At 72.0% G+C, this 24,508-nt stretch carries 17 protein-coding genes; 7 read left to right on the forward strand and 10 right to left on the reverse strand.

Going from position 1 to position 24,508, the window contains the following annotated elements:
- Positions 1-70: 70 nt before the first annotated feature.
- Positions 71-2,164, reverse strand: coding sequence for a DEAD/DEAH box helicase (locus tag AC1DYZ_RS14815; RefSeq protein ID WP_477065951.1), 2,094 nt, complete (start codon positions 2,162-2,164; stop codon positions 71-73).
- A 98-nt stretch (positions 2,165-2,262) separates the two neighbouring features.
- Here AC1DYZ_RS14815 and AC1DYZ_RS14820 point away from each other — a divergent pair, with 98 nt between their 5' ends.
- On the forward strand, positions 2,263-2,967 hold the full coding sequence (locus tag AC1DYZ_RS14820) for a DUF7168 domain-containing protein (protein WP_477065952.1): 705 nt from the start codon (positions 2,263-2,265) through the stop codon (positions 2,965-2,967).
- Between the two features lie 249 nt (positions 2,968-3,216).
- Here the strand turns inward: AC1DYZ_RS14820 and phoA are convergent, their stop codons facing one another.
- Both phoA and AC1DYZ_RS14830 read right to left on the reverse strand, forming a co-directional pair.
- Entirely contained in the window at positions 3,217-4,929 is a 1,713-nt protein-coding gene (gene phoA, locus AC1DYZ_RS14825) for an alkaline phosphatase (RefSeq protein WP_477065953.1), read from the reverse strand.
- 154 nt (positions 4,930-5,083) lie between these two features.
- Complete coding sequence (locus AC1DYZ_RS14830; RefSeq protein ID WP_477065954.1) at positions 5,084-5,713, reverse strand: PfkB family carbohydrate kinase; 630 nt, start codon at positions 5,711-5,713, stop codon at positions 5,084-5,086.
- 246 nt (positions 5,714-5,959) lie between these two features.
- Between AC1DYZ_RS14830 and AC1DYZ_RS14835 the strand changes: the two genes are divergently transcribed.
- Positions 5,960-6,172, forward strand: a complete 213-nt coding sequence (locus AC1DYZ_RS14835) for a three-helix bundle dimerization domain-containing protein (protein WP_477065955.1) — start codon at positions 5,960-5,962, stop codon at positions 6,170-6,172.
- 22 nt (positions 6,173-6,194) lie between these two features.
- Here AC1DYZ_RS14835 and AC1DYZ_RS14840 read toward each other — a convergent pair whose 3' ends face one another.
- A complete protein-coding gene (locus AC1DYZ_RS14840; protein WP_477065956.1) occupies positions 6,195-6,323 on the reverse strand; it encodes a zinc finger domain-containing protein in 129 nt (42 codons plus the stop codon).
- A 235-nt stretch (positions 6,324-6,558) separates the two neighbouring features.
- Between AC1DYZ_RS14840 and AC1DYZ_RS14845 the strand changes: the two genes are divergently transcribed.
- Positions 6,559-7,119, forward strand: a complete 561-nt coding sequence (locus AC1DYZ_RS14845; RefSeq protein ID WP_477065957.1) for a hypothetical protein — start codon at positions 6,559-6,561, stop codon at positions 7,117-7,119.
- 31 nt (positions 7,120-7,150) lie between these two features.
- On the opposite strand, the gene AC1DYZ_RS14850 is transcribed toward AC1DYZ_RS14845, so the two are convergent.
- Positions 7,151-10,249 carry a S8 family serine peptidase gene (locus AC1DYZ_RS14850; protein ID WP_477065958.1) on the reverse strand — a complete coding sequence of 1,033 codons (3,099 nt, stop codon included), beginning with the start codon at positions 10,247-10,249 and terminating at the stop codon, positions 7,151-7,153.
- 264 nt (positions 10,250-10,513) lie between these two features.
- Here AC1DYZ_RS14850 and AC1DYZ_RS14855 point away from each other — a divergent pair, with 264 nt between their 5' ends.
- Positions 10,514-11,833 (forward strand): MFS transporter, encoded by a 1,320-nt coding sequence (locus AC1DYZ_RS14855; protein WP_477065959.1) that lies wholly within the window; start codon positions 10,514-10,516, stop codon positions 11,831-11,833.
- A gap of 106 nt (positions 11,834-11,939) precedes the next feature.
- On the opposite strand, the gene AC1DYZ_RS14860 is transcribed toward AC1DYZ_RS14855, so the two are convergent.
- Together AC1DYZ_RS14860 and AC1DYZ_RS14865 are read right to left on the reverse strand one after the other, a co-directional pair.
- On the reverse strand, positions 11,940-14,576 hold the full coding sequence (locus AC1DYZ_RS14860; RefSeq protein WP_477065960.1) for a beta-glucosidase: 2,637 nt from the start codon (positions 14,574-14,576) through the stop codon (positions 11,940-11,942).
- 748 nt (positions 14,577-15,324) lie between these two features.
- Complete coding sequence (locus AC1DYZ_RS14865) at positions 15,325-18,366, reverse strand: glycosyl hydrolase 53 family protein (RefSeq protein ID WP_477065961.1); 3,042 nt, start codon at positions 18,364-18,366, stop codon at positions 15,325-15,327.
- A 319-nt stretch (positions 18,367-18,685) separates the two neighbouring features.
- Here AC1DYZ_RS14865 and AC1DYZ_RS14870 point away from each other — a divergent pair, with 319 nt between their 5' ends.
- Positions 18,686-19,702 (forward strand): LacI family DNA-binding transcriptional regulator, encoded by a 1,017-nt coding sequence (locus tag AC1DYZ_RS14870; RefSeq protein WP_477065962.1) that lies wholly within the window; start codon positions 18,686-18,688, stop codon positions 19,700-19,702.
- A 25-nt stretch (positions 19,703-19,727) separates the two neighbouring features.
- Here AC1DYZ_RS14870 and AC1DYZ_RS14875 read toward each other — a convergent pair whose 3' ends face one another.
- Together AC1DYZ_RS14875 and AC1DYZ_RS14880 are read right to left on the reverse strand one after the other, a co-directional pair.
- Positions 19,728-20,030 carry a hypothetical protein gene (locus AC1DYZ_RS14875; protein WP_477065963.1) on the reverse strand — a complete coding sequence of 101 codons (303 nt, stop codon included), beginning with the start codon at positions 20,028-20,030 and terminating at the stop codon, positions 19,728-19,730.
- Positions 20,031-20,079: 49 nt separating this feature from the next.
- Positions 20,080-20,310 (reverse strand): hypothetical protein, encoded by a 231-nt coding sequence (locus AC1DYZ_RS14880; RefSeq protein WP_477065964.1) that lies wholly within the window; start codon positions 20,308-20,310, stop codon positions 20,080-20,082.
- 169 nt (positions 20,311-20,479) lie between these two features.
- Between AC1DYZ_RS14880 and AC1DYZ_RS14885 the strand changes: the two genes are divergently transcribed.
- Together AC1DYZ_RS14885 and AC1DYZ_RS14890 are read left to right on the forward strand one after the other, a co-directional pair.
- On the forward strand, positions 20,480-22,240 hold the full coding sequence (locus AC1DYZ_RS14885; protein ID WP_477065965.1) for a sensor histidine kinase: 1,761 nt from the start codon (positions 20,480-20,482) through the stop codon (positions 22,238-22,240).
- Positions 22,237-22,941, forward strand: coding sequence for a LuxR C-terminal-related transcriptional regulator (locus tag AC1DYZ_RS14890; protein ID WP_477065966.1), 705 nt, complete (start codon positions 22,237-22,239; stop codon positions 22,939-22,941). Before AC1DYZ_RS14885 ends, AC1DYZ_RS14890 begins: the two co-directional genes overlap by 4 nt.
- A gap of 66 nt (positions 22,942-23,007) precedes the next feature.
- On the opposite strand, the gene AC1DYZ_RS14895 is transcribed toward AC1DYZ_RS14890, so the two are convergent.
- Positions 23,008-24,312, reverse strand: a complete 1,305-nt coding sequence (locus AC1DYZ_RS14895) for a M15 family metallopeptidase (protein WP_477065967.1) — start codon at positions 24,310-24,312, stop codon at positions 23,008-23,010.
- Positions 24,313-24,508: the final 196 nt, after the last annotated feature.

The following is a 24,508-nucleotide window of genomic DNA, read 5'->3' on the forward strand; positions in this document are numbered from 1 at the left end:
TAGGGCACGTGGCCCGATCTGGTCCCGTGAGTCCAGGCGATGGGCACTGTGACGTAGTCCACGCGGGGCCTCAGCCGCGCAAGGCCAGCACGAACGGGAGGACCGCCGAGGCGCCGGCGAGGCGTAGCTCCCGGGCGGCGACGGTGACCGTCCAGCGGCTGTCGACCAGGTCGTCGACGAGCAGCACGGGGCCGGGCGGCAGTGCGAGGTCCGAGGCGTCGAACCGCTGCCAGACCCCCGCCAGGCGGAACGCGCTGTTGCCACCGGGCTCCCCGCTCGGGCCGCCGTCGCGCAGCGCGAGCGCCCCCGCGTAGGGCAGCCGCCCGATGTCGGCGATGCCGCGGGCCAGGGAGTCGACGAGCTGCGGACGCCGACGTGACGGCAGCGCGACCACCGCCACCGGCCGCTCGTCCCAGCCCCACTGGGCGAGCACGCGCACGCAGCCGTCGAGCATGGCGCGCGTGACCGGCGCGTCCGCGGCGCCCGCCGCGAAGATCTCCCGCAGGGCGGTTCCCCAGCCCAGGTCGGTCAGCCGGGCGAGCGCCCGCCCCTCGAGCGCCCGCTCCTCGACGGCGATGCGGCCGCGCACCGGCAGCCCGAGCCGGTCGGCGCCGACCGGCCACTGCACCCGCGGCTCGACGGGCACGCCGACGCGGTCGAGCGAGCGGTCGGCCGAGGCGGCGGCGTCCGCGACCACGTCGCGCGGGTACCAGGCGCCCGCGCAGCTGTCGCAGCGCCCGCACGGCGTCGCCGTCTCGTCGTCCAGGCTGCGCTGCAGGAACTCCATCCGGCACCCGTCGGTGCGCTCGTAGTCGAGCATGTGCTGCTGCTCGGCCTCCCGGGCCGCGGCGATGCGGGCGTACCGCTCGGCGTCGTAGGTCCACGGCAGCCCCGTGGCGACCCAGCCACCCTGCACGCGGCGCACCGCGCCGTCGACGTCGAGCACCTTGAGCAGCAGCTCGAGCGGCGTCCGTCGGATGTCGACCAGCGCCTCCAGCGCCGGGGTGGACAGGGGCCGGTCCGACAGCTCCGCGATCACGCGCTCCGCCCGGTCCTGGTTCGGCATCGACGCGGTGGCGAAGTACTGCCAGATGTCGGGGTCCTCCGTGCCGGGCAGCAGGAGCACGTCGGCGCTCTCGGTCGCGCGGCCGGCACGACCGACCTGCTGGTAGTACGCGACCGGCGAGGACGGCGCGCCGAGGTGCAGCACCCATCCCAGGTCGGGCTTGTCGAAGCCCATGCCCAGCGCGCTCGTGGCCACCAGCGCCTTGACCCGGTTCGCCTTGAGCGCGGCCTCGGCGTCCTCCCGGTCCGCGGGGTCGGTCTGGCCCGTGTAGGCCCGCACGTCGTGGCCGGCCTCGCGCAGCAGGCGGGCGGTGTCCTGCGCGGCGGCGACGGTGAGCGTGTAGATGATCCCGGAGCCGGGCAGGTCCCCGAGGTGGCTCAGCAGCCAGCCGAGGCGGGTGCGCGCGTCGGGCAGCCGCAGCACCCCGAGGCGCAGCGACTTGCGCGCCAGCGGTCCGCGGATGGTGAGCACGTCGACCGCGCCCGTGCCGACGCTGCCGAGCTGCTCGGCGACGTCCGCCACGACGCGGCTGTTGGCCGTCGCGGTCGTCGCGAGCACGGGGACGCCCGCCGGCATGGTCGCGATGAGGTCGCGCAGGCGTCGGTAGTCGGGCCGGAAGTCGTGCCCCCAGTCGCTGATGCAGTGCGCCTCGTCGACCACGAGCATGCCGAGGCGCCGGACGAGGGCGGGCAGCTGGTTCTCGCGGAAGGCGGGGTTGTTCAGCCGCTCCGGCGACACCAGCAGCACGTCGACCTCGTCGGCAGCCAACCGTTGCAGCAGCTCGTCCCACTCGTGCGCGTTGGTCGAGTTGATCGCGACCGCCCGCACCCCGGCCCGCTCCGCGGCGGCCACCTGGTCACGCATGAGCGCCAGCAGCGGCGAGACGAGCACGGTCGGGCCGGCGCCGCGCTCGCGCAGCAGCATGGTGGCGACGAAGTACACCGCCGACTTGCCCCATCCGGTGCGCTGCACGACGAGCGCGCGCCGGTGCTCGTCGACGAGCGTCTCGATGGCCTCGTACTGCCCGTCGTGGAACTGGGCGTCCGGGTTCCCGACGAGACGGCGGAGGACGGCGAGCGCGGCGTCGCGGGTGGTCACGGACTCAGGGTGCCAGGCTCCGCCCACACGATCGTCCCGAGCCCTCTGTCGGCGCCTGCCCCTACGGTGACGGCTCCACCGCACACCCGGGAGGCCCGATGCCCAAGTCCGCCGACGAGACCCTCGCGCTGATCCGCACGCTGCTGGCGATCGCGGACGGCGGCTCGCCGCACGAGCCGGAGCGCGAGCTCGCCCGGACCCGCGCCGAGAAGCTGATGCTGCGGCACAGCGTCGACGCGGCCGCCGTGCGGATGACGAGCGAACGGGCACGCGAGCCGGTCCGCACCGATGTCCCGGTGACTGGCTCGTGGGTGGCCGACCGGATCGAGCTGCGCAACGCCGTCTACGGCGCCTTCGGCTGCCGCCCCCTGCGGGTGCGTCACGGCACCGGCACCGAGTTCGTCGCGTTCGGGTTCGCGTCGGACATGTCGATGGCGGCCGTCCTGGTCGCCTCGCTCGAGCCTCAGATGCTCGCCGAGATGTATGGCCACGGCGGCACGCCGAGCGACAAGCGCGCGTTCGCGGCCGGCTTCGCCGCGATCGTCGCGGACCGCCTGCGCCAGTTCTACGCCGAGGTGCTCACCGAGGCGGAGACCGAAGGCACCTCGAGCGAGCTCGTCCTGGCCGCGCGGGACCGCGACGTCGACGCCGCCGTGGCCGACGCGTTCCCGCACGTGCGCCGCATGACGCGTCGCCTCTCCGGCCGGGGCTGGGCCGCCGGCGCCGCGGCGGGCGCCCGTGCGGACATCGCCGTCTCGGATCGCACGATGTCCCCGGCCGGCGGCCGCGCCCTGGGACGCTGAGGACACGTCGTCCGAGCGCGGGACGTCCAGATCTTCCATCGCCGCGCCCTCGGCGGCGTCCTCGTCGGCGGCCTCTCGTCCGTGGCCGCGGCAGCGACCTGCGGACGACCTGCGAAGTCCTCGATCGGCATGTTCGACGCTCACCCGAGAGCACCACGGCGCCCAGGACGGCGGCGAGCACCCCGGACCCTGCGGACGCAGGCGACGCACCCGCCGGTCGGCGGATGCGTCGCCTGCGTGAAGACGAGGTCAGCGGTTGGCGATGGTGACCTGCACCAGCTTCTCCGTCGTCTGTCCGTCGATGCCGACGGCGTCGATCTTCAGCGTGTACGCCCCGTTGGGGTAGTCCCGCGTGTCCAGCACGAGCGTGGGCCGCTTGCCGTCCTGCGTGCTGCCCGGCGCCTTCGTGTTGTCGGTGATCCAGGTGCCGCCCTGGTTGAGCTCGATGTACGTGTAGCGCGGCTCGGTGTCGAGGGTGACCCGGACGGTCTGGCGCCCGTTGAGGACCGCGCCGTCCGTGACGTTGACGTTCTGGATCACGGGCGCGGCCGGCGACGGTGCCGCCGGGTCGAGCCGCAGGGCGTCGCTGATGGTGAAGAACAGGTCCGTCTGGTCGGTGAGCCCGACGACGTTGCCGGCCCGGGGGCCGTAGGCGGCGATCCGCACCTGCGTGCCGGTGTGGTCCTGCGAGCCGCCCACGTCGGCCGTGCCGTACGCGACCGTCATCGGCTTGCCGTCGGCGGTCAGGAGCGTGCGCGTCAGGCCCGGCGTCAGGGTGTTCGGGTAGACGATCTGGCTCGAGTGCCCGTGGTCGGCGGTGAGGACGACGAGGGTGTTGCCGTCCTTCTTCGCGAAGGTGAGCGCGGCCTGCACGGCCTCGTCGAGGTCGACGGTCTCACCGATCTGCCCACACGGGTTGGCGGCGTGGTCCTGCTTGTCGATGCTGGCGCCCTCGACCTGCAGGAAGAAGCCCTTCTTCCCGCCCTGGAGCAGGTCGATGGCCTTCGTGGTCATCGCGGCCAGCGTCGGCGAGGTGGCGACGTAGGCCGGGTTGGGCGTGCAGGTGGCCGCCGGCTCGGTGCCGCCGGTGTGCGTGGCCAGCGGCCCGACCCACCGCGTCGCCATGTTGCCGGGCGCGAAGAGGCCGAGGACGGGCGTGGACTGGTTCGCCTGCGTGACTCCGGCCAGGCCCGCCGCGTCCGTGACCACCTGGTAGCCCCGGTCCGTCGCCTGCTGCAAGAGCGTCTTGCCTGCCCACGGGCCGGCCAGGGCCTTCTCGTTGAACGACGTGGAGCCGCCGCCGAGCGTGACGTCCGGGCGGTTGCCGATGAGCTGCTCCGTGATGGACCCGAGGCCGCCGTTCTGGAGGGCGTTCGTCGGGCACTTCGTCGTCGTGACCGTGGGTGCGTAGCAGCCGCGGTCCGTCACGTGCGAGACGAGCACCGCGGGGGTGGCGTCCTGCAGCTCGGCCGTGCTGACGTCGCCGGTGCGCAGCCCGTTGGCGCGGGCGATCTCCAGGAGGGTGCGCTGCGGGGTGCCCGCGACGTCGACCGAGATCGCGCCGTTGTACGTCTTGGTGCCGGTCGCCCACCCCGAACCCGACGCGGCCGAGTCCGTCACGTAGTCCGGCTTGCCGTCCGCCTTGTCGAGCGCGTAGGTCGTGTACTGGCCGGTCAGGGGCAGGGCGTCGATGCCCGCGAACCGTCCGGCCGCACCCAGTGCGTAGTTGCGGGCGACGGTGATCTCCGAGTCGCCCATGCCGTCACCGATGAGCAGGATGACGTTCTTCGCGGCGCCGCCGCGCAGCTGCTCCCTGACAGCCGCCGTCTGGTCCCCGGTCAGCCGACGGGCGTCACCGTGACCGGTGAGGCTGCCCGTCGCCGCCCAGCCGGTCGCGGCGCCCAGCAGCAGCGCTCCGCTGACGACCGCGATCCCGAGCGGTCGCAGTGCACGTGTCCCCATGGTTGATCCCTTCACCCCTCGTCGGCCCCTGCCGCGACGACGACGTCGCGGCTAGGAGTCGACCCGGTGAACATGGCCGAGAGGTGAGTAATGGGTGAGCGTGGGAGAAACAGGATGAGTCGGGCGGGCGCTCAGCCCACCGGCGCTCCGGACGTCACGACGCGTTCGAGGACGCGTGCTCCAGCTCGTCGGCGGTCGGGGGGACCGCACCCAGCCGGGCGACGGTGAGCGCGGCCGCCTGCACCGAGCGCGCGAGGACTTGCTCCACCACCGGCGCACCGGAGCGCAACCAGCGCATGCTCGTGTCCGCCCCGACGAGGACCGGCTCGATCTTCGGGTCGAACGTGATCAGCGACTGGCCGTACGCACGCGACACCAGCTCGAGCACCGTGTGCGCCCCGGGCTCGAGGTAGGCAGCGACCGACCCCGCGTGGACGGCTCGTGCGGCGAGCGTGCCGGGGTCGGACGCGGGCTCCCAGTGGATCCGGAAGTCGTGCCGCGCGGAGCCGTCGCCGCGAAGGACCGCACGCGCGACGGACGACGTCACCTGGCTCACCGACGAGTCGGACAGCCCGACGCCCGATGCGGTGAGGTAGGCGGAGATCTCGCTGCCGCGCTCGTCGCGCCCGATCGCGGTGTGCAGCAGCGTGTCGCGCCCGAGCCGCGCCAGCCCGACCGCGACGTTGCCGGCACTCCCACCCACGCGTTCGCGGATGGTCATGCCGTCGTCGTTCACGTCGATCAACGCTTCGCCGACGACGAGTACGTCGTGTCGGGGTCTCATCGGCATCGTCCGTCCAGGGCCAGGAGTGAGGTGGCGGGTGGCACACCCGAGCCCGCGAGCCGAGCTCGAACCGGGGCCTCGGGACGCCTGCTGTTCAGCGTGGCACGCCCCAGGTTTCCGCCGGATTTCGCCTGAGCGAACTCTCGGGTGCACGGCTCGCTTTCACCCGGATGCTCGTGGTCGCGCATCGCGGGCAGAACTCGCTCTGGTTGACGCGGGGGGCGCGAACCCCGCAACCTGTCGGACATGGCTATCGAGGACGAGGCGCACGCGATCGACGAGGTCGTCGACCGCCTCGTCGAGCGGTTCCCCGACATCCCGCCGTCCACGGTGCGCGAGGTGGTCGAGGCACAGGTCGCCCAGTTCGCCGGGTCGACGGTCCGCGACTTCGTGCCCGTCCTGATCGAGCACGAGGCGCTCGAGCTCCTGCGGGCCGGCGAGCGGAGCACCGCGGACTGATCGCGACGCGAGCCCGCGCGCGTCAGCCCTTGTGGGCCGACGCCTTCACCCGCCTCCGGTGCGGCTCTCGCGCCACGCGATCAGCGGTCTTGCAGGGCTTCCCGCGCGATGCGCCGCATCGGGGGCACTCCACATCCAGCGGCTTCTTCATGGCCAGATGGTCCACGATCCCGGCCACACCCGCCAGACGTCACGCGTCGTCGACAGTCCTGGCGTCGTTCCGGCACGCCCAGCACACTGGAACGCCAGAGAGGGGTCCGATGAGGCTGAGGTTGCCGAGGGTCGGGGTCGGCCTCCTCCTGGGTGCGTCCGGTGCGCTGATGTACGCCGCGTCCTGGCAGCGTTGGGCGGGCCCGTGCTCGGACGGCTGGGCCGCGGAAACGTGCTTGCGGCGACAGGACCACCTCTTCGACTTCATGCTGCCGACGGAACCGTGGGAGCCCGCCGGTGGCGCAGCAGCCCTCGCCGGGCTGTCGATCCTGGTCTTCGCCCTCGCGCTCCCGGTGCTGCCGTGGGCGTTGACCGGGCGCCCTCCTGGCCCGTTCTCGGCGATCGCCCTGGTTCTCTCGGAGATCGCGCTCGTCGCGGTCGGGGTGGCGACGCTGCGGTCCGGACTCTCCGGTGAGGTCGTCGAGGCCGCTCTCGGCGTGTGGTCGGTGACGGTCTGGTTCCTCGGACCGCCGATCCTGCTCGCTCGGTTCGCGGTGAGCTCCCGTGGATGGCCGCGCGCCGCGTCAGTGCTCCTGGTCCTGGGCACGCCGCTCGTCGGCACCCTCTACGCCATCGGCGAGTTCGACACGCGGCCCTGGTGGGAGGCGGTGTCCGGAACGTTCACCGCCCTCGCCGGCCTGTGCCTGCTCGTCGCCGCCGCCTGGAGACCTCGCCCGTCCGCCGGTGCGGACGCGGCCGCGCCCGCTGCCGTCGGCTCCGGGACCCGGCCCACGTAGACCAGGTCCTCGACCGCGGGATGGTTGGTCGTCAGCCGCGCTCCCCCTTCGGGCGCGCGCCGCACGTGCACTTCAGGAACGTGTCGACGGAGAAGCCCGACTCCTCCAGCTGCTTGCGCAGCTCCGGGCTCATGGCGCGGGCCGCGCAGCGCAGGAGGTGGCAGACGTCGTCGGTACCCGTGCCGGGCCGGCCGGGGTCGTCGGTCCTCGGGTCCGGGTCGTTGCCGCCGCGCCAGACGGCACCCGTGACGACCTGCTGCCGGGTGAACGGCATCCTGCGTGACGTGCGGCCGGCCGCGCCAACGACGAACCGGTAGATGCCGGCCAGGTGAGCCGGGACCGCGGCCTCGTAGACGGCGCCGCCGGTCGGGGCCAGCGTGACCGTGCTGGTCGAGCCGTCGGGTGCGGTGAGCTCGGCGCGGACGCTCGCGGTGGTCGGGAGCGGCTCGCCGTACTCGGTGAGCCTGGACCGCAGGTAGAGGGTCGCGCCCGGCTCGTTGCCGTCCTGGGTCAGGGTCGCCGCCATCCGCAGGTTCGAGAACGAGTGGACGAGCGCGGTGAACTTCACGCCGTGCGCCACGGCCTCGTGGAACTCCTCCTGGTGCCCGTCGCTGAGGATGCTCAGATACCGCTTGTAGATCTTCTTGTCGACGGTCAGCACCAGGTTCCAGGTGCCTTCCTGGGCGTTGACGGACACCCCGTCCTGCACCGGCAGCGTCATCCGGTAGTAGGAGATGTTCGGTCGGTCGACCTTCTTGACGGTCGGGAACGATCCGACGTTGCCGGCCTCGATCAGGTCTCCCTGCGGCGTCTCGATGGCCACCTGCAGCAGGTCCTGCATCGGCATGAGCACGATCGGGTCGACGGAGATGTCCGCCTCGCTGAGGATGAACGGGATCCGCACGACGGCGCCGGGCGCGACGTACCCGTCGGGGTCGACGACCACGTCTTCGTTGTTGACGCCCGCCTGGATCTGCAGGAAGTACTTCGCCAGCTTGAAGTTGTCGTCGGCGTCGAGCTGGTCCGTGAGCAGGACGTAGCCGTCGTGGTCATGGCAGATCGCCCGCAGCGCGGCCGGGTTGAGCTCGCTCGCCGTGCCGAGGCCGACCGCGAACACCTGGTTGTCGATGAGCGAGGCGACGTCCGCGATGTAGCGCGACGCGGTCTCCTTGCCGTCCGTGAAGACGATGATCGCGTTCTTCTCGTAGCCCGTCGTCGTGGCGATCAGGTCGTGCCCCGCGCCGATCCCGTCGCCGATCGCCGTCGACCCGGCGGGGTTGGCCGCGTAGCCGCCGAGTGCGGTGCGGGCATTGGTCCGGGCGAGGTCGAAGGGATCGTCCGGAGCTCCGAAGGGGCCCGCGACCGGCGTGAGCAGGTCGTGCGAGTCCTGGTCGAAGGTGACCATGCCGACGCCGTTGTGCTCGCGCACGTAGTCGACGAAGATCCCCGCGGAGAAGCGCAGCACCTGCTCGCGGGTCATCGTCCCGACGCCCGAGGGGTCGAGCATGCTGCCCGACTGGTCGAGAACGAGCGCCATCGCCGCGGTCGGGCGCGCGATCGTGTTCGCCGTGATGGTGACGGGGTACACCGCGCCCGTCGTCGTGCACATGACCTCGGCGGTCCCGCTGGCCGTGTCGCCCGCGGTCGTGCCCGTGTAGCGGACCCAGAGGTAGACCTCGCGCGGGGTGTCGTAGTCGGTGGACTTCCCGAGCGTGACCGACCCCGAGTAGTTGTGCATCGAGAACGGCGCCGCAGGCAGCCCGGACATCTCGAACGCCGTCTGGTGGAAGCTCTGCACGTCGATGCGGATCGCGCGTAGCTGGGTCTCCCCCTCGGGGACGTCGAGGAACGTCAGGTTCAGCTGCACCGGCGTCAGCGCCCAGCCGGCCTTGAGGACTGCGTCGAGCGCGTCGACCCTGCCGTGGCCCCAGGAGTCGTCGAAGTCGCCCGCACCGAGCTTGACGGCGGTGTTGCACACGACGTCGCGGACCTGCTCGTTGGTCAGCTGCGGGACCTGGCTCCAGGCCAGCGAGGCCAGGCCGGTCACGTGCGGGGTGGCCATCGAGGTGCCGTCCCACGAGACGTAGTCGTGCACGGTGTCGCCGGTGACGTCGTACGTCGGGAAGGTCGACAGGATGCCGACGCCCGGTGCCACCACGCTCACGGCCGGCCCGACGTTGGAGAAGCTGGCGACCGCGTCGCCGCTGTCCGTCGCACCCACGGCGATCACGCCCGCGAAGTCGGCCGAGTGGATCGCCGGGGTCCGCAGCGCACCGCCCTCGTTGCCGGTCGCCACGCAGAGCACCATCCCGTGGTCGTGCGCGTAGGCACAGGCATCGCGCAGCACCTGGTTGTCCGTGAACCAGCCCGCGCTCAGGTTGATGACGGCGCGGAGGCTGTGCGCGACGGCGTAGTCGACGATCTCCTCCACGGCGGCCTCGAAGTCGGCCTCCGAACCGTTACCCGACGCGTCGAAGACCCGGCAGACGTAGACGGGCGACACCCAGTTCATGCCCGCTACGCCGACGCCGTTGTTCGACTCGGCGGCTGCCGTGCCGGCCGTGTGCGTGCCGTGGCCGTGGGCGTCCTGCGGCGTCGCGTCGTCGCTGACGAAGTCCGTGCCGAGGGTGTACCGCCCGGCGTCGTCGAGGTCGGGGTGGGTCAGTGCGCCGCCCGCGAAGCTGATCCCGGTGTCGATGTCGGCCACCAGCACCCCGGCCGCGCCCGTCTGGTGATCCCAGGCCAGGTCCGCCTTGATCTTCGGGAACCCCCACTGCTCGGAGTACCGGGAGTCGCTCGGGGTCACCGTCACCGACGTCACCCGGTCCGGCCCGGCGAAGATCACGTCGCCCCGGTGGGAGAGCTGGTCCGCGGCCGCGACGACGTCGGTCGAGTCGGGCACGCTCAGCACGATCGTGCCCGTTCCCGCGGACACACGGAGCACGCGCGCGTCCGGGATCTCGCCGGCCAGCTCCTCGGCGATCCTGCGGACGCGCTCGGGGTCGGGCTTCCCGCGCTCGACCTTCACCTTCGCGATCACCCGTCCGACGCGGTAGGCGATCTCATCACCACGCCACTGCGTGCGGGCGACGTTGATGACCTGCTTCTTGTCCGTGCTCTTCTCGGCCATGACGAGTTCCCCCTGCTGGTTCCGTGACAGTCAGGAGCGGCGCTGCGGCGGCCCTGATACGCGCGCGACGGGTGCCGCGCGCGGGCCCGTCGTTGCCAGCGCTCTCGCTGATCGCCCCAGCACCGCGGCGGCGACGTTCGCGCGTGGACACACCCTGCGGACACGGGCCGCGACCCGGCACCCGCCCCCCGTACCCTCGACTCGTCCCCGCACCGCCCGCACGACGCGCGTGCCCGAGCCTGCTGCGGGGTTCGAGGTGAGTCCATGTCCGACGCCCCGGCCGCCGGCCGCCGGTGGCGCACACCCTCGATCGTCTATGGCGCCGCGGCGGCCGCGTACTTCGTCGCCGTCACGCATCGCACGGCGCTCGGCGTCGCCGGCATCGAGGCGACCCACCGGTTCGGCCTCAGCGCGACCGGTCTCGCGGCGTTCTCGGTCGTGCAGCTCACGGTGTACGCCGCGATGCAGATCCCCGCGGGTCGGCTGCTCGACCGGTTCGGGCCGCGTGCGCTGATCGCCACGGGGTCGCTCGTCATGGCATCCGGGCAGCTGGTGCTCGCGCTCGCGCACGACGTGCCGACGGCGCTGCTCGCACGGGTGCTCATCGGCGCCGGTGACGCGGGCATCTTCATCAGCGCGCTGCGCGTCGTGGCGGACTGGTTCCCGCCGCGGCGCATCCCGGTGATGGTGCAGGTCACGGGAATCATCGGGCAGTCGGGCCAGCTGGCGTCGGCGATCCCCGTCGCGCTGCTGCTGCACAGGCAGGGGTGGACCGCCACGTTCGGGACCCTCGCGGCAGCGGGGCTGCTTGCGTCGGCCGGTGCGTTCGTCGCGATCCGGGACCGCGCGCCCCGCGCGCAGAGCGCGCAACGGTTCGGCCCGGCCGTGCGCCACACCTTGCAGACCGCCGGCACGCGCCTCGGGTTCTGGAGCCACTTCGCGACGCCGTTCAGCGCGAACGTCGTCGGGATGCTGTGGGGCGTGCCGTTCTTCCTCTCCGCGCAGGGCTGTACGCCGGCGCAGGCGAGCCTGCTGCTCACGGCCCTCACCCTGTCGGCGATGGTGACCGGTCCGCTCGTGGGTCGCCTCACGGCGCGGCACCCGCTGCGGCGCTCGTGGATCGTGCTCGGCTCGTGCGCCCTGACGGCCGCGGCGTGGGTCGCGCTGCTGCTTCCGTCGACCCCGCGGCCGATGTGGCAGCTGCTCGCCTTCGTCGTCGTGATCGGCGCGGGCGGGCCCGTGTCGCTCGTCGGCATGGACTTCGCACGCACCTGGTCCCCCGCCTCGACGCTCGGCACCGCCAGCGGCTTCGTCAACACCGGCGGGTTCATCTCGACGATCGGTTCGGTGCTCGCCGTCGGCGTGGTGCTGCAGCTCGTGTCGCCACCGGGCGCGACGACCTACACGCTCGACGCCTACCGCCTCGCGTTCACCGTGCTCGCCGTCCCCTGGGCCATCGGGATCGTCGGCGTGCTGCGCAGCCGCCGCCTCACCCGCGCGGACATGCGTGCCGCCGGCGTCGTGGTGGCGCCGATCCGGCACGTGTTGCGCGGCAGGCGCTCGGGCTCCGACGCAGCACCCTGACTCGTCGTCACGTGACCTCTAGGTGCACGCGCCCGCAGCACCGCACGGGTGCGGCCGCCGAGCCCGGAGGAGCTCGACGGCCGCCACGGCTGGACCGATTCGTTGCCTATCGCACCTGGACGGTGCCCGCCAGCCTCACGTCAGCGGACGATGATCCGACGTAGACGTTGACGGTGCCCTTCGGGGTGAGCCACTGGTGGGTGGTCGCGTCCCAGTAGGAGAACGCCTGGCGTGGAACGTCGATGCGTACCTGCGAATGACGGCCGGGCTTGAGGCTCACCTTGGCGTAGGCGGCGAGCTTCTTGACCGGGTCGGTCACGCCGGGCAAGTTGCCGAGGTAGACCTGCACGACCTCGCTGCCGGCGCGCGCACCCGTGTTCGTGAGCCGGAGCGTCACCCGGGCCGCCTCGTCACCACCCTTGGCGTTGGCCTTGAGCTTCAGGTCCTTGATCTGCAGCTTCGAGTAGTCGAACGTGGTGTAGGACAGCCCGAACCCGAAGGGGAACAGCGGCTGCACCCCCGCCTTGAGGTAACCGCGGTAACCCACGTTCACACTGTCGGTGAACGGCACATCGAGGTTGCCGATGCCGGCCCACGGATTGGTGACGCCTGGCGGCAGCTCCTGCTCGCTCCTGGGAATCGTGATCGGCAGGTGCCCGGACGGGTTGGTGTCACCGAAGAGGACCCGGGTGAGGCTGTGGCCTTCCTCCTGGCCGCCGTAGTAGTTCTCGATCACTCCGGCGACGTTGGCGAGCCAGGGCATGGTGACCGCCCCGCCGGTGGCGAGAACCACGACCGTCCGTGGGTTCACCGCGGCGACGGCGTCGATGAGCGTGTTCGCGCTCTGGGGCAGCTTGAGCGAGACGCGGTCGCGTTCCTCCGACTCGTACGTCCGCACGTAGACGACGGCGACATCGGAGGAGGTTGCCGCCGCGACCGCCTGCTGGATGGCTGGAGACAGCGCGGCGGCGGGTGGTGCCCACTGAAGGGCCAACGTGCCGGGCTGGAGCGGGACCAGCGGGTGGGTCGCGGCGTACTCGACGCGGATGCTCGTGGGCTGACCGCCGGTCAGCGCAACGGTGGCGTCAGCTCGCCGCAGGCCGGCCTGACCTGTCATGTCCAGGATCAGCTGGTCGTCGAGGTAGACGCGGGCGTCGCCCCACCCGGTCACGCCCAGCCGGTAGCTTCCAGTGATCGGTGCCGTGAGGAAGCCGGTGTATCTGACGGACTGGTTCGCCAGTGTGGGAATGGGGCCCACCTGCGGTACGGGAGGGACCTGCGACGCGTACAGCGAGGCGAACGCCGGCGCTCCTCCGACGAAGCCCGTGTCGTAGTTGACCTGACCCTCCACGCGGGTCACGGGGGTTCCGCCGAAGGCCGTGTCCCCGTAGTGCCGTGCGGTGAGCCCCGTGCCTGTTCCGCTCTCTGGGGTGAGCACGGAAGAGGGAATCGTGGTCATGTCCGCCGTCTCGATCATCGAGGCGCCGTTGACCGGGTCGTTCCCGGGGGCGTAGCTGACCGTGGCGCCGATCTGCGCTGCACGCTCACGGATGCCGTCCAGGATGGAGACCTGATAGGTCGGCTTCACGGCGAAGGACCCGCCCACCCGGGAGGTGACATTCGCGTCGGCACCGATCACAGCGACCGAGCGAATGCTGGGGCTGAGCGGCAGGACCGCGTTCTTGTTCTGCAGCAGCGTGATTGCCTGGTCCTGGACCGCCCCCGCGAGTGCACCGTTCGTCTGAACGGGGATGGCGGTCGGCGAGTAATCGTTGTCGAAGACGCCGATGGCGAACATCGTGCGCAGGATCCTGAGCACGGACCGGTCGACGAGGGACACGGGTACCGCTCCGCTGTGCAGGGCGCTGAGCAGCGCCCCGTCGTAGAAGGCCGCGGTCCCGGTCTCCATGTCGGTGCCGGCGGTGAGCGAGGGAGCGGTCGAGTGGATCGCGCCGAAGTCGGTGATCACGAAACCCTTGAAGGCGAGCTCCTCCCTCAGGACCGTCTGGAGCAGGTAGTCGTTCTCGCAGGCGAAGACGCTGTTGACCTTGTTGAACGAGCACATGGTCGACCCGAGGTCGGCCTTCCGGATCGCGTCGGCATATGCGCTCGTGTAGATCTCATGGATCGCCCGCTCGTCGATGATCGAGTTCTGGCCGGCGCCGCGGTTCACTTCCTGGCCGTAGCCGGCATAGTGCTTGAGGTTCGCGATGACGTGGTTGTCCTGCACGGCCTGCACGTACGGCGTCGTCAGGGAGGCGGTCAGCGTCGGATCCTCACCCAGCCCCTCACCGGCGCGCCCCCAGAACGGCTGGCGCGCGATATCGCTGCCCGGCCCGAGAAGCATCTCGTGACCGGTCGCCCTCGCCTCGACAGCAACCGCGGCCCCGTACTGCTGCGCAACCTGGGGATCCCAGGTTGCCCCCAGAGCGGCACCGTCGGGGAAGGCTGTCGCCGTGCTGCCGGTACCGGGGAGGGTCCAGCCGCGGTCGGCGATCCCGCCGCCGGCGTCCGCCATCCTCAGCTCGGGGATCCCCAACCGGGGTATCCCCGCATTGAAGAAGGCCGACGGTGCGGCCCCCTGGTCGCCGGTGACCAGCTCGACCTTCTCCTCGAGCGTCATCTGTGCCAGCACGAGCGCGGCTCGCTGGTCTGGGGAGAGCGCTGTGTTCATCCACGGGTTGCCCGGGGGGGCGGCGACAACCTGCGTCGCGCCCGCCAGCACCAGGGCCGTGGAGACCACAAAGGCCAGACCTGCCTTGCGCAGGGAATGCCGTCCTCGTCTGAATATCACGATGGGGCTCCAGTCTTGGCGAAACCCGACGTCCCGGCGTATCGGAGGGGCGCCTAAAAATGGCAGGTGGCATTGCCACGGTATTGGCGCGATGGAATGCAACCATCACGTGAATGAGCTTCTCCGACCGCCCGGTGCGGCCGCGAGGTCGCGGTGCGCGGCGCATCGGCCCGCGGGGCCGATCAAGACGTCCATGTCTCGATCGGGGAACGCCGAAGCGCCTTCGCTACGCGCGTCCAGGGGCTCGTGTCCGACGACGTCCGGCACTCCGGGCGCCGTCGACGACACGGGAACTGATCTGACCTAGGTCAGATCGCGGCATTGCGACCATGCGGCGCAACTGTCCGTCGCGCCGGGCCGTCCCGCCCATAAAACGCCCGTCGGTCTCGCCCGTCAAGGGGGGCCGCAAATGTCTCAAAGGTCGCTTTTGTGAATGTCGAACGTGACCCTGCGACGACACCTGGACCCATTCTCATCAACGACGCGTTGCATGAGATTTCTTGCCCGCGACAACAAAGCGCCCTCGCGGAAACGCTCGGGCGCCTGCTCGTTGAGTTGTCCACTCGGGGTCCGGCCGGGCCAGAACCGACACCCCTCCCCCGACGCCCGGCGACCGCGTCTTCGGGCCGGACGCCCGACCGCGACCGTGCTGGGGTGGCCTGGATCGCCAGGCCACCCCGGAGGTCGTCCCGCGAGGTCAGCGCACGGTCAGCCGCAGCGGTGCCGCGGCGCCACTGCCGACCCTGCTGTCGTCGCTCAGGTAGACGACCTGCACGGTGTACGTGCCCTTGGGCAGCTTCGCGAGCGTGACCGTCACGCTCCCGTTGTCGCTCGCCCGCAGGGGCACGGACGTCGACCTCGACCCGTAGGTGACCAGGACCGTGCCCGTCGGCGACGTGAAGTCCGCCGCCTGCACTGTGACGGCGACCTTCGCCGCCTGGGACGGCGTGACGCTCGCGCTCGCGAGCTGCGCCTTCACGACCGGGGGTGTCCGGACGACCGCGACGAGACCCGCCGTGGCCGAGGACCCCGCGACGACCGCGTCACCGGAGTAGGCCACCGTGACCGGGTAGAGGCCGACGGTCAGACGGGGCAGCTCGACCGCGAGCCGACCTCCGTCCGCCTGCGTCAGTGCGACCTCCTTGGTCACGGTGCCGTAGGTGACCTTGACCGTTCCCGTCGGAACCGAACCCGTCGGCACCGAGCCGACCGTCACGTCGACGATCGCCGTAGTGCTCGTTGTGACGAGGGCGCTGCGGACGTGCGCGGTGACCTTGGACGCCAGCTTGACCACCGTGAGCGTGCCGCCGGAGGCGCTCCCGGGCGCGACAGCCGCGTCACCGGAGTAGTCCACCGAGACGGCGTAGGTGCCGGCGGGCAGGACGGGCAGCGGCACGGTGACCCGACCCGCGTCGGCCGCCGTGAGCGTCGCCACGACGGACTGCGGACCGTAGTGCACGGTGACCTGGCCGGTCGGTGCTGCCGACGCACCCGCACCCACCGTCACCTGGACGGACGCAGCCGTCGCGGTGTTCACGGTGGTCGCCGCCAACGTGGCCGTCACGGTCGGGGCCGCGAGAGCGCTGACCTCGAGCCCCGCGACGGCACCGTTCACCAGCGCCGCCGCCGCTGCGACGTCGTCGGCCGTGGCGAAGCTACCGGCGAGCAAGACGTGCCCGACCTCCACGGCGTGGTCGAGCGCCGCGAGCGAGGCGTCCGTGTACCAGGCACGGTGGACGGCGCCCGCAGCCGCGAGCGCGGCGTCGAGCGCGGAGGTGTCGGGCGCGACGGCGCCCGTGCTCGGGGTCAGCACGACGTCGTCGAACCAGCCCCAGCCGTTCGCGGGGACGGATCCTCCGACCGCGACGGTCACGACGCCGTCGGCCCCGACGAGCACGTCGTCGACCGTCGGGTTCGCCCAGAGCGCCCAACCGGTCTGCGGCATCGGCACGGACCAGGAACCCGCCGACGTCACGGCCGAGAGGCTGACGCCACCGACCTCCGGGGCACCGTGGTTCCACACCGAGAGCGTGTAGGCACCGGGCGCAACCCCCGCGACCTTGCGGCTCACGGAGAACGTGGCGTCGGTGGCGCTCCAGAAGTTCACGGCCATCGCGCCGCTGTGCACGTTGGCCGCCTCCTCCTTGACGTTCGCCACGCTCCAGTCGAGCGACCAGCCGGCGCCCCAGTTCTCGAAGCTGCCGTTGGGCACGACGTTGGCCGCCAGCACGGTCACGGTCGCGCGGACCGCGTCGCCGCCGGCCGTGACGCCCCCGATCGTGTACGTGCCCGGCCCGCGGATCCACGAGACGGAGTCGCTCCACGTCACGGCCGTGTCCTCGACGGTCCCGTCGTTGTAGCTGACAGCGACCGTGCTCGGGAGGACGACGGCGTCACCGTCGGTGACCGTCACGCTGGGCGACTCGATCGAGTAGACCGCCCGCGGCGCGACCGCACCGGTCAGCACATACCGGAACACCTCCAGCGACTCGAGCGGGTTCCCCGTGAAGTCGAACAGTGCCTGGTTGTCCCACTCGGAGCCGCCGTAGCGGGCGCCGGCGTCGACGGGGTCGTACTCCGCGGAGTAGCTCGTCGCCCAGCCGGAGCCGTCCCGCTCCCACAGCGCCTTGTTCGCCTCGAGCGCGCTCGGGGGGCCGACGGGAAGCCACGCGGGCTCCCAGTAGAAGACGCCGATCCCGGCGTCGCCCGGCACGTCCGCGACCGCCTGCATCACGTCACGCACCTCGTTGGCCTGGCCCTGCACCGAGTACGGGTAGGCCGGGTTGGTGACCGAGCCCCCGCGGATCACGTTGGGCTGTCCGTCGCCGTCCTCGAGGGTCCGCGCCCACGACGTCTCCGCGACCATGACCTTCTTGCCATAGGTCGTCGCGACGTCGCTGAGCACCGCCGTCAGGTTCGCCAGCGTGCCGTGCCAGAACGGGTAGTACGACGACGCGAAGACGTCGTAGTCCACGTTCCGCGCGTCGAGCTCGGCGGCGTACCCCGCGTACCGGCCCGCCGACTCGGGGTTGGTGAAGTGCAGGGCCACGAGAGCGTCCGGGAGCACGTCGCGGACGGCGGCGCTGCCCGCGGAGAAGATCTGCGCCATGTCGTCCCAGCCGGTCACACCCGCGATGCCGTTGTTCGTCTCGTTGCCGACCTGCACCATCTCGACGTCGACCCCGGCGTCCTCGAACTCCTGCAAGCTGTCCGCCGTGTAGGTCTCGACAGCAGCTGCCTTCTCGGCGACCGTCAGGCCGGCCCACGCCTTGGGCGCCTGCTGCTTGCTCGGGTCCGCCCAGAAGTCGGAGTAGTGGAAGTCGACCAGCACACCCAGGCCTGCAGCGGTCGCCCGCTCGCCGATCTTCACCGCCCGCTCGACGTCGACGTTCCCGGCGCCGTACCCGTGGCCCTGCGCGTCCCACGGGTCGTTCCACACGCGCACGCGCACGTCGGTGACGCCCGACTCGGCCAGCACGTCGAACAGGTCGGCGACCTGGCCGGCGGCGTTCCGGAACGTCACGCCGCTCTCCTCCAGCGAGAGCACCGTGGAGATGTCCACGCCGCGGGCGAAGCCGTCGGGCATGCCCTCGACCTTCGGCACGGTGATGCCGGCGTCCACCGGTCCGTCGTCGGCGGCCGCCGCCGGCAGCGCGACGGCTGACGAGAGCGCAGCGAGGATGAGCGACCCGGACGCCAGGCAGGCGGCGGCCTTGAGTCGACGAGGCAGTGAAGACACAGCGTTGTCCCTTCGTGTCGAGCGTCATCGGTCGAAACGTGCTGGTCGAGCTGGTGGATGTCGCGATTCGGCGGGATGTCGGAATCGGTCGAGCAGGCATACCGAAGCGGATTTCCGAGCGAGGGCGACGTCGCCGAACGCTCCGTTGCGTCGTGCCGTGCGACTGTGCACGCTCCCAGCCGTGAACGCGCCCAGGCTACGCAGCGACGACGACGAAGCGGAAGGCCCGGACACCGACTCGTTACCGGACTGTGATCGTGCACAGTCGCCGCTCGTTCTTGCCCTGTCTCGCACGTCGACTGGGTTACCGTCGTGCACTGTGAGCACTCCGGCCGGCCTGCGTCGGCGACCGACCATCCGCGAGGTCGCGGAGGCTGCAGGGGTGTCCAGGGGCACGGTCTCGCGCGTGCTCAACGGTGGCCACTGGGTCTCCGAGGAAGCGCGGGTCGCCGTCGAGGAGGCGATCCGGACCACCGGCTACCGGACGAACCACCACGCACGGAGCCTGGTGACGGGCCGCAGCAACTCGATCGCCTTCCTGCTCACCGAGCCGCAGCGACTGCTCTTCACCGACCCGAACTTCTCGATCCTGCTCCGCGGTGCGGCCGAGGCGGTCGCCCACCGCGGCATGACGCTGCTGCTCCTCGTCGCGGGCACCGCTGCGGAGCGCGAGAACGTCGCCTCGTATGTCGGCGCCGGGCACGTCGACGGCGTCCTGATGATCTCGTCGCACGAGAACGAGCCGCTCGTCGGGTGGCTCAGCGACCAGGGCATCCCGACCGTCTCCTGCGGCATCCCCCTCGGCTACACCGGTCCGGTCTCCTGGGTCTCGGTCGACGAGGCAGGCGGCGCCCGCGCGATGGTCCGCCACCTGCGGGAGAGCGGACGACGGCGCATCGCGACGATCGCCGGCCCGCAGGACACCCCGGGTGGCCGCTACCGCCTCGAGGGCTACCGCGCCGAGCTGGGCGACCTCTACGACGAGCGCTACGTGGCCTACGGCGACTACAGCTCGGAGTCCGGGCACGCGGCGATGACCGAGCTGCTCGAGCGTGCGCCCGACCTCGACGCCGTCTTCGCGGCCTCCGACACGATGGCCGCCGGCGCCATGGTCGTCCTGCGCCACAGCGGCCGACGCGTCCCCGAGGACGTCGCCGTCGGCGGCTTCGACGACTCGGGCCTCGCCGAGACGCTGGACCCGCCGTTGTCGACGATGCACCAGCCGTTCGACCGCATCAGCGCGGAGATGGTGGGCCTCCTCATCGACCAGATCGCCGGGACGCCGACGGAGTCGGTCACCATGTCGGCCGACCTCGTCGTCCGAGCCACCACCTGACCCTGCGGCGAGCCGCTCACCTCCGTCAGCCCTGCCAGGAGCCCATCCAGTCGTCCCAGTGAGGACCTTCGCCGAGAGCGGCGCCGGCGCGCGCCTGCTCCTGGAGCCCGCGCATGGCGAGGTCGAGACAGCGCAGATGGAGCGCGTCGGCGTGCGCACGCGGGAACGGGAGCACCGGACGGAGATGCAGGAGGAGCTGCATCACGTCGGCGATCGTGAATCCCTCGGGCAGCAGGCCATCGGCCCGGTCGCGCGCGACCAGCCGTTCGAGCCCCTCGCGCAGCTCGCCGGATGCGGCGGTCAGCTCCGCGGAGATCGGGGCGCCCACGCCCGGGGGGTGGAGGACCGGACACGTGGCACCCGTGATCTGCCTCACATCACGGCGCGCGCCAGGGCCACGGCTGCGGTGACGGGGTCGAGGAGCTCGAGGACCCCGGATCCACCGCGTACCCCGTCACCCGTGCGAGTGCGGTGACGGGGCCGCCGATGAGGGCCGCGACGACCGCAACCGCGCCCACGGCCTTGAGCAGGTCTCCCACGAGGCCCCGTTCGACCGGTGGCCGCCGGCCTGCGTCGGTGGACGTCTCTCCCATCTGGGCGCGATCCACGTCGACTCCTCCCCCACCCGGAGGGCGCACGACGGTGCTCAGGTGCCGCTTCATCCCCATGCCGTCCACGCTCCAGCGGGAGCGCGCGCGGCACCTCCAGGTGTTCCCCGGACCGTCGTCAGGGGAAACCCTCAGGCCCCACGAGTGAGTGCTGCGGCAGAATCGGGCTGTGGACCGCAGGACGTCCCACCCGTTCGCGCTTCCCGTCGCGGTCGCCGTGGCGGTGATCGGCGTGGTCCCGACCGTCATCGTCCTCGCCCACGCGGACGGCTATGCCGCCGAGGTCGCGGGAAGCCTCCTGTGGCAGCTCACCCTGGCCCTCGCCGGCGCACTGCTCTGCGTGAACCCGGAGTCGCGCGGCCACGGGTTGCGCCTGCTGGTCGCGTCGGCGCTCGTCGGGCTGAGTCAGCTCAACGACCCGACGTTCGGTCAGCAGGGCTACTGGAACGAGCTCGGAGGGGCATTGCAGTGGACCTCCGTGCCCCTGGTCGCGACCGTGCTCCTGGCCTACCCTGCCGCGAGGGTCGCCACGCGCTCTCGACGCGTGCTCATCGGCACGCTGTGGGTGTGGGCCATCGTCCCCGGGACCGTCAGCGCGCTGCTGTGGAACGACGTCGTCGCGGGCTACGACGACACCCGCCCCTGGTTCACGATCGTGGAGATGAACGAGCTCGCCATCGCGATGGTGGACGTGGCCGCGTGGTGGGCCGCCGGGCTGGCGATCTGGTTCGTCATCGTCCAGGTCGAGCGCTGGCGAGGCGCGCACGGCGTCGCGCGAGTCCCGATCCGGATCATGGCGGCCGCGGGCGCCGCTCTCGCCGTGACGATCACCCTGCGCTTGACCGCTCTCCTCGCCTACTGGGCCGGACTCATCCCTTCCGCGGTCACCACCTTCCTGAACAACGCGCAGAACGCGATCGGCGTGCTCGCCGGGGCTGCTCTCGTCACCGTCGGACTGCGCGCTGCGGCGCGTCGCGGGGTCGTCGTCGAGCGGCTGCTGCTCGCCAGCGGTGATCCGGTCGCGTTGCAGGGCGTGCTGCGCGAGGAGCTCGTCGACCCGACCGTCGTACTGTCGTTCCGCGTCGCCGGGACGTGGGTCGGCGTCGACGGGGAGCCAGCCAGCGTCCCGCCCGGGCCGGGCCGGTGGGGGCGAGAGATCGTCGAGGACGGCGGCGAGACCGTCGCGCGGATCGATGCCGACGACCAGGTGCTCGCCGACCCCGCCGGCCTGCGCGTGACGCTGGCCGCTGCATCGATGGCCGTCCAGAACACCCGCCTCTCGCTCGAACGCGCGGCCCACGTCGAGGAGGTGCACGCCTCCCGGGCACGGATCGTGGAAGCGGGCGTCGCGAGACGCCGCGAGCTCGAGCGCGACCTGCACGACGGCGCCCAGCAGAGCCTGCTCGCGGTGGCGGCGACCCTCTCGCGGGCCTCGCTCAGCGACGACGCCGACGAGATGCGCGCCGTCGTCGGCGACGCTCGTGGACAGCTCTCGACCGCCCTGGACGAGCTCCGCCGGCTTGCGCGGGGCATTCATCCGGCAGCGCTCAGCCAAGGCGGCCTCACGGGCGGGCTCGCGTCGTTGGCCGCCGGCATCCCCGGACTCGTCCTGCACGTGGACGACGACGTCGCGGCGACGGACCTGCCCGCGGCGGTGGAATCGACGGCGTACTACGTCATCGCCGAGTCCGTGACGAACGCGGTCAAGCACGCCGGGAGCTGCACGGTCGGCGTGGACGTGGGGCTGGAGGTCGCGGGGCTGCGCGTGGTCGTGACCGACGACGGCCCCGGTGGCGCCGCCATCTCCCTCGGCGGCGGGCTGGCCGGGCTGCGCGATCGCGTGCGGGCTCTCGGAGGCACGTTGGACGTGCACAGCGCCGCGGCCGGCACGCGGGTCCAGGCCGTCCTGCCCTTCGGAGCGACCGCATGAGCCCACCGTTGAGCGTCGTCCTGTGCGACGACTCAGGGATCTTCCGCGAGGGACTGCAGCTCCTGCTCGAACGTGCGGGCGTGGACGTGACCGCCTCCGTCTCCGACGTCCCCGCCCTGCAGGCCGCCGTGGCCGCGCAGCTCCCCGACGTCGCCGTCGTCGACGTCCGGATGCCCCCCACGCACACGGACGAAGGAATCCGGGCGGCCGTCGGCCTGCGCCGCACCTACCCGCAGGTCGGCGTCCTGGTCCTGTCGACGTACGTCGACGCGGCCTGGGCGCTCGCGCTCCTCGACGCCGTGCCCGACGGCGTGGGCTACCTGCTCAAGGACCGGGTCGACGACGTGGCCGGACTGCTGGCCGCGCTCGATCGCGTCGCCCGCGGAGGCGTGGCGCTCGACGCCGAGGTCGTCGCCTCGCTGGTCGCTGCACGACGGCACGCCGCACCACTCGAACAGCTCACCGAGCGGGAGCGTGCGGTGCTGGCCGCGATGGCGCAGGGCATGTCCAACGCCGGGATCGCGCAGACTCTGTCCGTGTCGGTGAAGACCGTCGAGACCCATGTCGCGGCCGTGTTCCGCACCCTCGGCCTCCACGGAACCAGCACCGACAACCGCCGCGTCAAGGCCGCGCTGGTCTACCTCGGCGCGCAGCCGGACCCCCGGCTCTCCCGCGCTTTCCTCGGACCGGATACGCGGTGAGATCACCGGCCACGACGAGGCAGCCGAGCCGACTTCTCCGCGCCGGATCACTCGATCGCGGCGGCGTCACGGAGCCGACGGCTCCGCGGACGCGGTCGGGCTGCTGCTCGGCGTCGGGGTCGGAGTCGGCGTCGCGCTGGGGGTCGCGGCAGGCACCGCCGGAGCGGCGCTGGGCTGCTCGACGGTGGGCTGCTCGACGACGGGCGGCGCGGGCGCGGTCTGGGGCGGGTCGGTGGGCGCCGCGACGCCCGCGGTGATCGGCACCGACGTGCTGGTGCCGGCATCGTCCGACGTGCCGAACTCCCAGTGCCATGGCTCGTGGGGTCCGCGACCGCCCTCGTCCATGTAGGTCGGGTGGTGCCAGCCGTAGGTCATGGCGTTGGCCTTGAGCCAGGCATACGGCGCGGACCGGTACCCGTTGACCTGGTCGAGGTCGATCGCCAGGCCCCAGCCGTGGTTGGACGTGCCGGGCACCGCGGCCATGGTTCCCCTGGCCGCCCGGGTGCTGACCTGCTCCTCGAGCGTGCGGTACGAGCCCGTGATCAACAGGTCGTGGCCGAAGTCCACGCGGTAGGCCGCGTTCATCCGCGCCAGCGCCTCCGCGGCGTCGCAGCGCAGACGCTGGTTCGGTGCGAACGCGACGGCGCAGAGCACCTTCAGCGGGATGTTGCCGTTCGTGTAACCGTCGGTCGACCGGGCCTGCTCCTCCACCTTGGCGACGGCCGCCTTGGCCTCCTCGTCCCCGGTCACGGCGATCTGCTGCGCCGCGACGGTGATGCCGGCGGCGGCGTCCCTGGCCTGGACCGCGGAGGTGGCGGCAGCGACGACGTCCCGGACCTCGGCGGCGGCGTGGGTGGCTCCGACGGCCGCGTCGAGCAGCGCGACCTGCGGGTCGGCGGCGACCAGCAGGCGCGTCATCGCGGCGTTCTGCGCCGACTGGTCGCCGAGGTCGAGCGCGACCAGCAGGACGTCGGTCTCGACCTTCTCGACCACGCGCGCCGCGGCGGCGACATCGCCCGAGGCCACCTGCTCGCGGGCACCCAGGACCCGGTCCGGGAGCTCCTCGGCGGTCAGCCCCGACGTGACGGGCGCCGCTGTGGCGTCGACGAGATCGGGACGGAACAGCGTCCGTGAGGCAGCCTTCGTCGAGTCGACCAGCGGATGGCCGACGAGCGTGACGGTCGCCGCCTCGACCGCCGCCACGCGGTCGTCGAGCCGCGTCACTGCCTGCGTGTACGCCAGTCCGGTCGGCTGCTGCGCGACGAGCGCCTCGCCGCCAGGCGCCGCCTGCGCGACGTCGACGGAGTGGGAGGCGTCGATGGGCGGCGCGGCCAGGACTGCGGTCAGGAACACCATCGACGCGAGGATCACGACCGACTCCCACGGCCGCCGACCCTGCCGCAGGCGCGCCGAATGACGACCCTGGGTCGTCCGTGGTTCCAGCACTGGTGTGTCCTCCGCGATGCGTCGTCCGACGATCCCATCGCGACACCGTGTCCGTCGACCCGCCAGACGGGGGGTCTCGGGCCGTCACCCCCGACCCCCGCGGGCCCGCGACCGCGGATGT

The organism is Cellulomonas sp. P1_C4, assembly GCF_056406355.1.